General features: G+C 53.4%; 9 protein-coding genes. 3 read left to right on the plus strand and 6 right to left on the minus strand.

The features are described from left to right. Positions 1-3: 3 nt before the first annotated feature. Together J1785_RS25985 and glpD are read left to right on the plus strand one after the other, a co-directional pair. Positions 4-762 (plus strand): DeoR/GlpR family transcriptional regulator, encoded by a 759-nt coding sequence (locus J1785_RS25985; protein ID WP_013573556.1) that lies wholly within the window; start codon positions 4-6, stop codon positions 760-762. A gap of 277 nt (positions 763-1,039) precedes the next feature. Continuing rightward, on the plus strand, positions 1,040-2,551 hold the full coding sequence (glpD, locus tag J1785_RS25990) for a glycerol-3-phosphate dehydrogenase (RefSeq protein WP_129953838.1): 1,512 nt from the start codon (positions 1,040-1,042) through the stop codon (positions 2,549-2,551). A gap of 60 nt (positions 2,552-2,611) precedes the next feature. On the opposite strand, the gene glgP is transcribed toward glpD, so the two are convergent. The 6 genes from glgP to asd all read right to left on the minus strand — a co-directional run bounded on the left by glgP (position 2,612) and on the right by asd (position 13,622). Continuing rightward, entirely contained in the window at positions 2,612-5,059 is a 2,448-nt protein-coding gene (gene glgP / locus J1785_RS25995; RefSeq protein ID WP_129953839.1) for a glycogen phosphorylase, read from the minus strand. Between the two features lie 37 nt (positions 5,060-5,096). Then, complete coding sequence (glgA, locus tag J1785_RS26000; protein WP_129953840.1) at positions 5,097-6,533, minus strand: glycogen synthase GlgA; 1,437 nt, start codon at positions 6,531-6,533, stop codon at positions 5,097-5,099. A 71-nt stretch (positions 6,534-6,604) separates the two neighbouring features. Beyond that, the gene (gene glgC, locus J1785_RS26005) at positions 6,605-7,882 is read right to left on the minus strand and encodes a glucose-1-phosphate adenylyltransferase (RefSeq protein ID WP_129953841.1); all 1,278 of its coding nucleotides are present in this window, start codon (positions 7,880-7,882) and stop codon (positions 6,605-6,607) included. Between the two features lie 17 nt (positions 7,883-7,899). Beyond that, positions 7,900-9,924, minus strand: a complete 2,025-nt coding sequence (gene glgX, locus J1785_RS26010; RefSeq protein WP_217221030.1) for a glycogen debranching protein GlgX — start codon at positions 9,922-9,924, stop codon at positions 7,900-7,902. Then, a complete protein-coding gene (gene glgB / locus J1785_RS26015; RefSeq protein WP_217221031.1) occupies positions 9,924-12,107 on the minus strand; it encodes a 1,4-alpha-glucan branching protein GlgB in 2,184 nt (727 codons plus the stop codon). The genes glgX and glgB overlap by 1 nt, the downstream gene beginning before the upstream one ends. Before the next feature lie 411 nt (positions 12,108-12,518). Then, positions 12,519-13,622, minus strand: coding sequence for an aspartate-semialdehyde dehydrogenase (gene asd / locus J1785_RS26020; RefSeq protein ID WP_129991478.1), 1,104 nt, complete (start codon positions 13,620-13,622; stop codon positions 12,519-12,521). A gap of 381 nt (positions 13,623-14,003) precedes the next feature. Between asd and J1785_RS26025 the strand changes: the two genes are divergently transcribed. Continuing rightward, on the plus strand, positions 14,004-14,597 hold the full coding sequence (locus J1785_RS26025) for a YhgN family NAAT transporter (protein ID WP_013573548.1): 594 nt from the start codon (positions 14,004-14,006) through the stop codon (positions 14,595-14,597). The last annotated feature ends 35 nt before the right edge of the window (positions 14,598-14,632 follow it).

The raw sequence follows: 14,632 nt of genomic DNA on the forward strand, positions 1-14,632 counted from the left end.
CGGGTGAAACAAACACAACGCCATGATGCCATTATCGATTTAGTTCGCCAGCAAGGCTATGTCAGTACCGAAGAACTGGTGGAACATTTTGCAGTCAGCCCACAGACTATCCGCCGTGATCTCAATGATCTGGCTGAACAGAATAAAATTCACCGTCACCATGGCGGCGCGGCCTTGCCGTCCAGCTCAGTGAATGCGGCATACAACGACCGTAAAGTGATGTGGTCGGAAGCGAAAGCGCGTATCGCCGAACGCGTCGCCAGCCAGATCCCTGATGGCTCAACGCTGTTTATTGATATCGGTACCACGCCGGAAGCCGTGGCACACGCACTGCTTAACCATAAAAATCTGCGCATCGTGACCAATAATCTGAACGTTGCGACACTGCTGACGGCCAAGGAGGATTTTCGTTTATTCCTCGCAGGCGGCGAAGTACGTGCCCGCGATGGCGGTATCATGGGCGAAGCAACGCTGGATTTCATCTCACAGTTCCGCCTTGATTACGGCATTCTCGGCATCAGCGGCATTGATATGGACGGTTCACTGCTCGAATTCGACTATCACGAAGCCCGTACCAAACGTGCCATTATCGAAAACTCCCGCTGCGTTATGTTGGTAACCGACCATTCCAAATTTGGTCGCAATGCGATGGTTAACCTCGGCAAAATGGATCTGATCCATTATCTGTTCACCGACAAACAGCCGCCGGACAGCGTGAAGCAAATCATCGATAAGTACGACGTACATCTCGAACTCTGCTGATTTTCCTGGATTTAGGGAGCGTCGCTCTGGCGCTCCTGCTTTTCTTCCCCCCCATCCGCCAGACCAAAACGAACAATTTCGAAAAATTCCACGCGTAGCAGCGTTCGGTTTCGTCCTCCCTTTACCATTTTGCTCGAAACCGCCACAAAAATGTTACCTCCATCACGCATAATTGTTTTTATTTGGTTAACGCTTGGCTTGTATGTCGATTCTCGATTACAATCATGAGCGAAAACGAACATAAAAGAGCTATTGCGAACATCTGGAGGAAGATGACGTGGAAACCAAAGACTTGATCGTAATTGGTGGCGGTATTAATGGTACCGGCATCGCAGTAGATGCAGCTGGCCGCGGGCTGTCTGTTCTGCTGCTTGAAGCGCAAGACTTGGCCTGCGCGACCTCTTCGGCCAGTTCTAAACTGATCCACGGTGGCCTGCGCTATCTGGAACATTACGAATTCCGTCTGGTCAGCGAAGCGCTGGCCGAACGTGAAGTGTTGTTGAAAATGGCACCGCATATTGCTTTCCCGATGCGTTTCCGTTTGCCACATCAGCCGCATCTGCGCCCGGCCTGGATGATCCGCGCCGGTTTGTTCCTGTACGACCATCTGGGCAAACGCACCAGCCTGCCGGCCAGTAAAAGCCTGAAATTCGGCAGTGATTCTGTGCTGAAGCCAGAACTGACCAAAGGTTTTGAATACTCGGACTGCTGGGTTGACGACGCGCGTTTAGTGGTCGTCAATGCCCAGGAAGTGGAAGCGCGTGGCGGCGAAGTCCGCACACGTACCCGCGTGACCCGTGCTTGGCGTGAAGACGGACTGTGGATGGTGGAAGCCGAAGAGATCGATACCGGCAAAACCTTTACCTGGCGCGCCAAAGGTCTGGTGAACGCCACCGGTCCATGGGTAAAACATTTCTTCGACGACGGCCTGAAGTTGAAATCACCCTATGGCATCCGTCTGATCAAAGGTAGCCATATTGTGGTGCCGCGCGCGCACAATCAGCCTCAGGCTTACATTCTGCAAAACGAAGATCACCGCATTGTGTTTGTGATCCCGTGGATGGATGAATTCTCGATCATCGGGACAACCGACGTGGAATATCACGGCGATCCGAAAGAAGTAAAAATTGATGATAAAGAGATCGGTTATCTGCTGAAAGTTTACAACGATCACTTTAAGAAACAGCTGACCACAGAAGACATTGTCTGGACCTACTCCGGCGTGCGTCCGCTGTGCGATGACGAATCAGATTCACCGCAGGCTGTCACCCGTGATTATACCCTCGACGTTCACGATCAGGATGGCAAAGCGCCGCTGCTTTCTGTATTTGGCGGCAAGCTGACCACCTACCGTAAACTGGCGGAACACGCACTGGAAAAACTGGTGAAGTACTATCCGAAAGCCGGCCCGGCGTGGACCAAAACGGCAATACTGCCTGGCGGGAAACTCAATGGTGACCGTGATACTTACAGTGCTAATTTACGTAACCGTTTCAAATGGTTACCGGAACCTCTGGCTCGCCGTTATGCGCGCACCTATGGCAGTCAGACAGAGTTGCTGCTGAATGGCGCAACCAGTCTGGCGTCGCTGGGCGAAGATTTCGGTCACGGATTCTACGAAGCGGAACTGCGTTATCTGGTGGAAAAAGAGTGGGTTTCACAGCTTGATGATGCCATCTGGCGTCGCACCAAACTTGGCATGTGGCTGGATAAAACCCAGCAACAACGCGTTGCTGAATGGCTGGAAACACACAAACAGCAGAAGAAACATTTGTCGCTGGCGTCTTGATTTAATCAGCTCCTCCCCTTCGCAGGGGGAGGAGCTGAAAGTCCCACCTTTATTCCCGCTCTACAACTTCACCGGCTTAATGTTCCAGATCTCATCGGCGTATTCCTGAATGGTACGGTCCGAGGAGAAATAGCCCATATTGGCGATGTTATGTAACGTGCGTCGCGTCCACTCCTCCGGCAGTTTATACAGCTCATCGACTTTATCCTGCGTATCGACATAACTGCGATAATCCGCCAGTACCTGATAGTGATCACCGAGGTTGACCAGCGTATCGAACAAATTGGTGTAACGCTTCGGCTCGGCCGGACTAAAGACGCCAGTGGCGATTTGCGTCAGCACCTGATGCAGTTCGGCATCCTGCTCGAAATAGGTATGCGGGTTGTAGCCCTTGCGGCGTAATTCCTCGACCTGTGGCGTGGTGTTGCCAAAGATAAAGATATTCTCCTCACCCACATGTTCGAGCATTTCGACATTGGCACCGTCCAGCGTGCCTATCGTCAGTGCGCCGTTAAGGGCAAACTTCATGTTACTGGTGCCGGATGCTTCAGTGCCCGCCAGCGAGATTTGCTCGGAAAGATCAGCTGCCGGGATAATCAGCTGGGCCAGACTGACACTGTAGTTCGGAATGAAAACGATCTTGAGTTTGTTAGCCACACGCGGATCGTTGTTGATCACCGCCGCCACGTCATTGATCAGCCGGATGATCTGCTTCGCTGCGTAATACGCCGAGGCCGCTTTACCGGCAAAAATCACCGTGCGTGGCACCCATTCGGCGTCCGGTTCTTCGAGGATACGGTTATAGCGGGTGATGACATGCAACACGTTCATCAGCTGACGTTTATATTCATGGATGCGCTTAATCTGCACATCAAAAAGACTTTTCGGATCAACCACGATGTTCAGCTTCTGGGCAATATACAGCGCCAGCCGTTTTTTGTTGTCCAGCTTGGCCTTACGGATTGCCTGCAGGAAGCTCGGATAATCCAGATTCTGCTCCAGTTCCGCCAGCTGGCTCAGATCAGAACGCCAGGTCTTGCCGATAGCATCATCAATCACCGCTGACAGCGGTTTATTGGCCAGCGCCAGCCAGCGGCGCGGCGTGACGCCATTGGTTTTATTACAAAAACGGTCAGGATAAACACGGGCGAAATCGGCGAACAGCGATTGCACCATCAGCTCGGAATGCAGTTCGGAAACACCGTTAACTTTATGACTGGCGATCACAGCAAGCCACGCCATCCGCACTTTACGACCGTTGCCTTCATCGATAATCGAGACCCGTGACAGCAGGCCATTATCATTGGGGATCTTTTCCGCCACTTCTTTCAGGAAGTGATCGTTAATCTGGAAAATAATCTCCAGATGACGTGGCAGGATCTTACCGATCATGTCTACCGGCCAGGTTTCCAGAGCTTCACTCATCAGCGTGTGATTGGTGTAAGAGAAAACGTGACACACAGTTTCCCACGCGGCTTTCCACTCGAATTTATGCTCATCGATGAGCAGACGCATCAGCTCAGGGATCGACAGCACCGGATGCGTGTCATTGAGGTGAATGGCGATTTTATCGGCCAGATTGTCGTAAGTATGGTGCGTGGTGTAATGCCGGTTGAGGATATCCTGCACGGTTGCCGACACCAGGAAATACTCCTGCCGCAAGCGCAACTCGCGACCGGAGTAGGTCGAGTCATCGGGATACAACACGCGGGATACGTTCTCAGAGTGGTTTTTGTCTTCCACCGCCGCGAAATAATCACCCTGATTGAATTTACCCAGATTGATTTCATTACTGGCCTGCGCGCCCCACAAGCGCAGCGTGTTGGTGGCGTCGGTATCGTAGCCGGGAATGACCTGGTCATAGGCGCAGGCAATGACTTCTTCCGTTTCCAGCCAGCGGGTTTTGATGCCTTCATGTTGCACACGTCCGCCGAAACGCACTTTATAACGGGTGTTATAACGCTGGAACTCCCACGGATTACCGTATTCCAGCCAGTAATCCGGCGCTTCTTTTTGCTCACCGTTGATGATGCTTTGCGCGAACATACCATATTCATAACGGATGCCGTAACCACGCCCCGGCAGCGCCAGCGTTGCCAGTGAATCAAGGAAACAGGCCGCCAGCCGCCCGAGGCCGCCGTTACCTAAACCGGGATCATTTTCTTCCCCGATCAGTTCTTCCAGATCAAAGCCCATTTCATCAAGCGCGTTTTTCAGGTCATCGTAAATGCCCATCGCCAGCAGCGCATTGGAAAGCGTCCGTCCAATCAGAAACTCCATCGACAGGTAATAAACCTGTCGTACGTCCTGTGAGGTTTGCGCCCGGTTAGAACGCAACCAGCGTTCCACCATACGGTCGCGCACCGCAAACAATGTGGCGTTCAGCCAGTCGTGTTGTGTCGCAATAGACGGATCTTTGCCGATGATAAACATCAGTTTATAGGCAATAGAATGCTTAAGCGCTTCGACACTGACTGTCGGTGAGTTGTAATTAAACGGTGAAGTCATAACGTTACATTCCCGATCAAGTTAGCTGCGTTCAGGGTCAGGACAGCAGGCGGTTGTACAGGGCAATATATTCCTGTGCAGCCACCTTCCAGCCGAAATCAATACCCATGGCGTGTTGCTGGACGTGTCGCCAGTGTTTCGGTCGGCTCCACAAAACAAATGCCCGGCGGATCGCATTTCCCAGCGATTTCCCCGTTGCTTCTTCAAAGACAAAACCACTGGCTGTTCCGTCGGCCAGATTTTCCAGCGCACAATCGACCACCGTATCAGCCAGCCCACCGGTGCGGCGCACCAGCGGTAATGTGCCGTATTTAAGGCCATACAACTGGGTTAAACCGCAAGGTTCAAATCGGCTTGGCACCATAATGACGTCCGCCCCACCGATAATACGGTGGGAAAACGCTTCGTGATAGCCAAGTTGCACGCCAACCTGCCCCGGATTATCTGCCGCTGCCGCCAGAAATGCCTGTTGCAGCACCGCATCACCCGCGCCCAAAAGCGCTAACTGGCCCCCGCGTTCGAGCAAGTCCGGTAAGGCTTCAAGCACCAGATCCAGCCCTTTCTGGCTGGTCAGACGACTCACAACCGCAAACACCAGACGCGAATCATCAACATCCAGTCCCATCGCCCTTTGCAGATAGGCTTTATTGACCGCTTTGGCGCGTAAATCCTCCGCATCGTAGCGTGCCGACAGCAACACGTCATCACGTGGCTGCCAGATGGCTTCATCGACCCCGTTAAGGATCCCCGTAAGTCGCCCCTGCATTTCACGTTCCAGCAGCAAAGATTCCATGCCGTAACCAAATTCGGGACGGGTGATTTCTTTTGCATACGTCGGGCTGACGGTCGTCACGTGATCAGAATAGAACAGACCGGCTTTCAGAAAAGATATCTGGCCATAGAATTCCAGCCCGTGCATCTGAAAGAACTCGCGCGGGATATACAGCTCATCGAGATGATGTGCACCAAACAATCCCTGAAACGCCAGATTATGTACGGTGAAAATCGTCCGAACGGGCGCATTGCGGGCGCGGATATAGGCGGAACACAGCCCGGCGTGCCAGTCATGAGAATGGACAATGTCAGGCCGCCACTGCGGATCGAAATTCAGGGCCAGTTCACAGGCCATCCAGCCCAGCAGCGCAAAGCGCAAATGATTATCCGGATAGGCGAACGACGATTGATCGTGATACGGGCTACCGGGACGGTCATACAATCCCGGTACATCAATAATATAAATACCCACGCCATCAAAATAACCCAGTGAAAGGGTGACATCCCCGGCAAAGGTGGCCAGCGTACCAATCACCTGCGTTTCCCCCAGCCCTTTTTTGACGTCAGGGAAAGCCGGAATGAGTACGCGGACATCCGCGCCCTCCGCAATCTGAGCGGCGGGTAATGCACCGGCGACATCCGCAAGGCCGCCTGTTTTTAATAGCGGAAACAGCTCAGAACAAACATGTAAAACCTGCATTCGCGCTCCTGATTATCCCGGTCATCCCGGCGCTCACCAGGATGACGAAAATTCGTATTAATATCGTCTGTTTAAAGCTTCGCCAGCATTGCGCGGGTCACCAGCACTACGCCACCTTCCGAACGGTAGAAACGCCGGCTGTCTTCCTCGGCATTCTCACCAATCACCATGCCTTCAGGGATCTGACAAGCGCGGTCAATGACGCATTTGCGTAAACGGCATGAACGACCGACATTCACATCCGGCAGGATGATGGCCGAATCGATATTGCAGAAAGAATTGACCCGTACCCGCGGGAACAGTACGGAATGCACCACCACCGAACCGGAAACAATCACACCACCGGCTACCAGTGAATTCATGGTCATGCCGTGACTGCCGGAGCGATCCTGTACAAATTTGGCGGGCGGCAGCGGCTCCATATGAGTCCGGATCGGCCAGTCGCGGTCATACATATCCAGCTCCGGCGTGACGGAAGCCAGATCCAGATTGGCGCGCCAGTAAGCCTCCAGCGTACCGACATCACGCCAGTACGGCGGCGCCTCATCGTTTTGCGTGACACAGGAAAGACCAAACGGATGCGCACGGGCAACGCCCTGACGGGTCAGTTTGGGGATCAGGTCTTTGCCGAAATCATGGCTCGACTCTTCACTCGCCATGTCTTCTTCAAGCATGCGAAACAGATAATCTGCATTAAAAATGTAGATGCCCATGCTCGCCAGCGCCATATCGGGATTGCCGGGCATCGGCGGCGGGTCTTTGGGTTTTTCAACGAAACTGGTGATGTGATAATCCTCAGTGACGCCGATAACACCGAATTCACTGGCTTCGGCGCGCGGTACTTCCAGGCAGGCGACGGTACATTCACCGCCTTTCTGCACATGGTCGATCAGCATCCGTGAGTAATCCATTTTGTAGATATGATCGCCCGCCAGGATCACCACAAATTCGGCCTTATAACGACGGATAATATCCAGATTCTGATAAACCGCATCGGCAGTCCCTTTGTACCAGTGCTCGGTACTGTGGCGTTGCTGCGCCGGGAGTAAATCCACAAATTCGTTCATTTCTTCATTGAGGAAAGACCAGCCACGCTGGATATGCTGAACCAGCGTGTGTGACTGATATTGGGTGATTACGCCGATGCGGCGGATGCCAGAGTTCAGGCAATTTGACAGGGCAAAATCAATGATGCGGAATTTCCCGCCAAAATGAACGGCGGGTTTTGCCCGGGTTGCGGTCAAATCTTTCAACCTTGAACCCCGTCCCCCGGCAAGGATTAATGCCACGGATTTCAGCGGCAACTGTCTTGCCAGCATGACCGGGTCCCGGTTATCTAATGTCGCCATATCTGACTCCTTCATTTTTATAATGACCGGCTCTGTGGAGTGAAATCTTGTAGGACACAGAGGGTTTTTGCTGCCGCCCGCCATTGCGAGCCTTCCATGACACGCCGGGGTTCCTCATCAAAAAGCACGCTGTTGAACGGTGCCACCGGCTGCCAGTTTCCCGACGGCAGGTGCAAATCCACCTCGTGCAGTGAGGCATTAACGATAACCAACCAGCGCTGTGACAGGCAGATTTGCAGCCACTGCTGCGGACCCTGCTCCCAGTCACCGGGACTCATTGGTTGCCCTTGTTGATTCAGCCATTGCACCTCCCCGCTGCCCTCCTGCCACCAGCGGTTTTGCGTCAGTGCCGGAATTTTCCGGCGCAGCGCAATCAGTGCGCTGGCATAGGCCATCAGGCTTTCATCTGCGCTTTCCCAGTCGAGCCAGGTCATCGGATTGTCCTGGCAATAAGCATTGTTATTACCCGACTGGCTATTACCGAGTTCATCACCGGCCAGCAACATCGGTGTACCCTGTGATAAAAACAGCGTCGCCAGCAAGGCCCGCTGGCTGAGACGGCGCTGCTGTAATATGTCATCAGGCGCCTCCAGCCCCTCCTGACCGTGGTTTTGGCTGAAATTTTCGTTATGGCCGTCGCGGTTTTCTTCACCGTTAGCCTGGTTATGTTTGTGGTTAAAACTGACAAGATCGCGCAACGTGAAGCCGTCATGTGCCGTCAGCATGTTGATGCTGGCGTAAGGTTCACGCTGTGCCGGGATGAACGTGTCGGCAGAGCCTGCAAAACGCCCGGCAAACCGACCGAGGGCAAGATCGCCATGCAGCCAGAACTGACGCATATTGTCGCGCCATACATCACTCCATTCGGCAAACGGTGCCGGGAAATTCCCCAGCTGGTAACCGCCGGTACCGATATCCCACGGCTCAGCAATCAGTTTGATTTTTGAGAGAACATCATCCTGCTTAATGGCCATGAACAGCGGTGACTGAGCGGAAAACTCCGGCGTTCTGCCGAGAACTGTCGCTAAATCAAAGCGGAACCCATCAACGTGACATTCGCGTACCCAATAATGCAGGCTGTCGATTGTCCAGGCGATCATCTCCTCATCCACCAGCCGCATTGTGTTACCGCAACCGGTCATGTTGTTGTCAGAGCCGTCGTCGTTGAGCCAGTACAGGCTGGCGTTGTCGATGCCGCGAAAAGAAATAAACGGACCGTCGATATCCAGCTCGGCGCTGTGATTAAACACCACGTCCAGGATCACCTCGATACCCGCCTGGTGCAGCGCTTTGACTGCCGATTTAAATTCATTCAGCGCCGATACACCGCCCAGTCCGCTGGCATAACGCGGATCCACAGCGCAAGGCGCCAACACGTTGTAGCCCCAGTAATTGCTCAGTCCGAGGCGTTGCAGGCGCGGTTCGTCGGCATGATGCTGCACCGGCAACAGTTCTATTGCGGTAATGCCCAGATGCTGCAAGTATTCAAGCATCACCGGATGTGCCAGCCCGGCATAGGTGCCGCGTATGGCGGCCGGAATATGCGGATGCTGGCGCGTCAGGCCGCGGACATGTGCCTCGTAAATCACCGTTTCGCCCCAGGGTTTCGCCGGGGGTTTATCATCACCCCAGTCGAAATTTCCGGCGACCACCACCGACTTAGGCGCAACCACGGCGCTGTCTTTCTCGTCCGGAGCACTGGTGCCGCCGGTGAACCGTGCGTTGTCGAGCAGTACGCCGTCAATCGCGCGGGCGCTCGGGTCAATCAGCACTTTTTTCGGGTTAAACCGGTGGCCCTTTAGGGGATCGAATGGCCCGTAAACGCGGTAACCGTAGCGCTGCCCGGCTTTGAGATCTGGCACAAATCCATGCCAGAGGTTGCCGGTTCGCCCGGTCAGGGGCAGATGCTGCTCACTGCCGGTCTCATCAAAAAGACATAACTCCACTTTTTCCGCATGGGCGGAGTACAGGCAAAAATTGACGCCGTTATCTCTGAGATGCGCACCAAAAGGCGCGGGCAGACCGGGACCGGGCTGTTTCATTACGCCTCCCTTCGCAAATAAACCGTCGCCAGCGGTGGAATGGTCACGCTGATCGAATGGTCACGCTGATGATGGCTGATATTCTCACTGTAAATATCGCCGCCGTTGCCGACATTGCTGCCACGGTAGTAATGCGAATCTGTATTGAGGATTTCGTGATAGCGACCCGGACGGCTGATACCGATGCGATAATGCTCGCGCGGGACCGGCGTAAAGTTACTGATGACGATCACTTCACCGCCCTGTTCGTCACGGCGGGCAAAGGCGAAAATCGAGTTTTCATGATCGTCGACCACCAGCCATTCGAAGCCACGGGGATTGTAATCCAGCTCATATAACGGCGCGTTAGCCTGATAGACCAGGTTCAGGTCGCGTACCAGATGCTGTACGCCGCTGTGCCAGCTGGTCGGATCGTCGAGCAGGTGCCAGTCGAGGCTGGCGTCGAAATTCCACTCACGCCCTTGTGCAAATTCATTGCCCATAAACAGCAGTTTCTTGCCCGGGTGCGCCCACATAAAACCGTAGTAGGCACGCAGATTAGCGAATTTCTGCCAGACGTCGCCGGGCATTTTATCCAGCAAGGATTTCTTACCGTGCACCACTTCGTCGTGCGACAGCGGCAAGATAAAGTTCTCGCTGTAGGCGTAAAGGACGCCGAATGTCATGAGATTGTGATGATATTTGCGGTGAACAGGATCAAGCTGCATATAGGTCAGGGAATCGTGCATCCAGCCCATATTCCACTTGTAATGAAAACCCAGCCCGTTGGCATCCGGTGGCATGGTGACGCCAGGATAATCGGTCGATTCTTCTGCCAGCGTCACCGCACCACCGAGTTCGCGTCCGATGGTCTGGTTGGTGTATTTGAGGAAAGAAATGGCTTCCAGGTTTTCGCGTCCGCCGTAATAATTCGGGATCCACTCTCCGGGTTTACGGCTGTAATCGCGGTAAATCATGGAAGCCACTGCATCGACACGCAGGCCGTCGATACCAAACCGCTCAATCCAGTAAAAACCATTGCCTGCCAGGTAGTTACGCACTTCATGGCGACCGTAGTTATAAATCAGCGTATTCCAGTCCTGATGATAGCCTTCACGCGGATCGGCATATTCGTACAGCGCGGTGCCGTCAAACTGTGCCAGACCGTAGGCGTCGCTTGGGAAATGTCCCGGCACCCAGTCAAGAATCACGTTCAGCCCGGCGTTATGCGCCGCATCGACAAAGGCTTTAAATTCCATGGGCGTACCGAAACGACGGGTCGGCGCGTACATACCAAGCGGCTGATAACCCCAGCTTCCGTCGAACGGATGTTCATTGACCGGCATCAGTTCAATGTGCGTAAAGCCCATCCATTTAGCATAAGAAACCAGTTGCTCGGCCAGTTCGCCATAGCTCAGCCAGAAATTATCATCAGCATGACGACGCCATGAACCCAGGTGCACTTCATATACCGAAACCGGCTGATTCAGCGCATTGGCTTTCTTTCTGCTTTCTGAATGCGGCACGACGTCGGGTAATTTCCGTACGCACGAAGCGGTGTCCGGACGCATCTGCGCCTCGAAAGCATAAGGGTCGGCGCGCAAGCTGACCTGCCCGCGGCAGTCGATAATTTCGAATTTATACAGCTGACCTTCGCGGACAGCGGGAATAAAGAGTTCCCAGATACCGTTTTCGCGGCGCTGACGCATCGGGTGCCGGCGGCCGTCCCAGAAGTTGAATTCACCGACCACGGAAACCCGCATGGCGTTCGGTGCCCAGACGGCAAAACTCACCCCCTCGACGCCGTCCAGCGTTTGCAGATGCGCGCCGAGTTTTTCGTAAGGCCGCAGGTGTGTGCCTTCTGCCAGCAGCCAGATATCCAGTTCCTGCAACAGCGTGCCGAAACGGTACGGGTCATCAATCACCTGGAGATTCTCGCCCCAGCGGACCTTCAGCTGGTAACGAAACGCATTTTTACGGCGCGGGATCAGGCCGACAAAGAAACCGCGGTCGTCGTAGCGACGCAGTTCTGCCACCTGTTTACCTTTTTCTACATCAATGACCCAGACCTGATCCGCATCCGGCAACAGGGCACGTACTTCCAGCCCGGCAGCCACAGAGTGCATTCCCAACAGAGAAAAAGGATCAGCGTAGTGGCCAGATATGATTTGATTAATGACGTGCTGATCGGGAAGTACAGACATGTATTACGTCCTATGATTAATTAAATCAATAAATCCAATAAAATCAGTCAAGTATTCAATGCGAAACGTGATCCTAGTGTGCTCCCCTTTTTATCGCCGCTTTGTGATCCGGCTATGTTTCAGTTTTGCCAAAAGGTGCGTGATCACGCTTACGGTCACAATTTCCAAATAAGTGCTTATTTCAGCTTCTCAAAGAGGCAGAGCTCTTCTACTAAGCATAGACAAAGGTTCGAAAAATCAGCGTGAAGAAACCAATGAATTTTTCACAAAATGAAATTCAGAGAGTTGCGCTGGAAAAAGGCGGATAAAGGGGGAAGAGAATGATGGCAGAATTAAAAACGGGACACCGTGCTGGTGTCCCGTGAGAAGTCATCGTGAAGAAAACAGGGCAGTTTTCAACCTGGCGGCGGATTACAGAAGAATTCGCAACATACGTCGTAAAGGTTCTGCCGCGCCCCATAGCAGCTGGTCACCGACGGTGAACGCTGAAAGATATTGCGGGCCCATGTTCAGTTTACGCAGACGGCCGACCGGCGTGTTCATGGTGCCGGTGACTGCCGCTGGCGTCAGTTCACGCATCGATAATTCGCGGTCATTCGGGATCACACGAACCCAGTCGTTATGCGAAGCCAGTATCTGTTCGATTTCCGGCACCGACACGTCTTTTTTCAGTTTCAGCGTAAACGCCTGGCTGTGGCAGCGCAGCGCGCCGATACGGACACACAGCCCATCTACCGGAATAATGCTGGAAGTACCGAGGATTTTGTTGGTTTCCGCCTGACCTTTCCACTCTTCTTTGGTCTGGCCATTGTCGAGCTGTTTATCTATCCACGGGATCAGACCACCCGCCAGCGGAACACCAAAGTTATCGGTTGGCAACGTGCCGCTGCGGGTCAGCGCCGTTACGTTACGTTCGATATCCAGAATGGCGGAAGCCGGGTTTTCCAGCTCTTTCGCCACGCTGTTATGCAGCATTCCCATCTGGGTCAGCAGTTCGCGCATGTGCCGCGCACCGCCGCCGGAGGCCGCCTGATAGGTGGCGACAGACGCCCATTCGATGAGATCATGAGCGAACAGGCCGCCGAGCGACATCAGCATCAGACTGACGGTACAGTTACCGCCCACAAAGGTTTTGATGCCTTTATCAATGCCCTGACGGATCACGGCGTTGTTGACCGGGTCGAGGATGATTATCGCGTCATCTTCCATTCTCAGAGAGGATGCTGCGTCAATCCAGTAGCCAGACCAACCGATTTCACGCAGCTTCGGATAGATTTCATTGGTATAATCGCCGCCCTGACAGGTGATTATAATGTCCAGTGCGCTCAGGGCGTCCAGATCATAAGCATCCTGCAAGGTTCCGGACTGACCCGTGAAAGAAGGCGCGGCCTGACCGTGCTGAGAAGTGGAGAAGAATACCGGACGGATAGCGTCGAAATCGCGTTCTTCAATCATGCGTTGCATGAGTACAGAACCGACCATTCCACGCCAGCCAACGAAACCTACATTTTTCATAATATCTGTCCTGCCCTGAGGGTGATAACTGCTTAAAACGGCTTGAACGCGCGTTTGCACTCAGTGAGTGCCTGTTTTGATGCACTGCGCCCCATTAACGCGCGGGTCTACCACCTTACAAAATGTAGTAGAAGTGGCAAGTGAATTTAATCAATAGTGCGGCTTTTAATAGCAGCGCAACTTATACCCTCAATAATTCGAGTTGCAGGACAAAAGTTTCCGCTTTTGAACAGCGCTTGCGCTGGCCCTGCGAGTAACGCGACAAGCTCAGGAAGCCTGGGGAGCTTAGACAACTAAGTGACCGGCGTGAGTGAGCGCAGTTAACGCATCTGCGACTTGAAGTATGACGGGTATATAACTGGCATTTTTTCTGAGGTAGTTATGACCGAAATGATTTCAGCAACTATTTTGCTGTTTTTAATTATGGATCCGCTGGGTAATTTACCGATTTTTATGTCGGTATTAAAACATCTCGACCCGAAACGTCGCCGTGTGGTGTTGATCCGCGAAATGCTGATCGCACTCATCCTGATGCTGATCTTCCTGTTCGCCGGTGAAAAAATCCTGTCGTTTCTGAATCTGCGCACTGAAACTGTGTCGATTTCCGGCGGTATTATCCTGTTCCTGATCGCCATCAAAATGATTTTCCCGTCGGAAGAGAAAAGCAGCAGCGGACTGCCTGCCGGTGAAGAACCCTTCCTCGTCCCGATGGCGATCCCGCTGGTCGCCGGTCCGTCGATTCTCGCCACGCTGATGCTGCTTTCGCACCAGTATCCAAACCAGATGAGTCACTTAACGCTGGCGCTGTTTATCGCGTGGGGCATGTCGATGGCAATCCTGTTGCTCTCAAACTTGTTCCTGCGCCTGCTGGGTGATAAAGGCGTCAGCGCCCTCGAACGCCTGATGGGCCTGATTCTGGTCATGCTCTCGACGCAGATGTTCCTCGATGGGATCAGGGCGTATCTGAAGATTTAGCGACAGAAGAAATGAAAAAGGCGAGCCATCTGGCT

Origin of the sequence: Rahnella perminowiae, assembly GCF_019049755.1 — a bacterium.
Classification (GTDB): Bacteria; Pseudomonadota; Gammaproteobacteria; order Enterobacterales; family Enterobacteriaceae; genus Rahnella; species Rahnella perminowiae.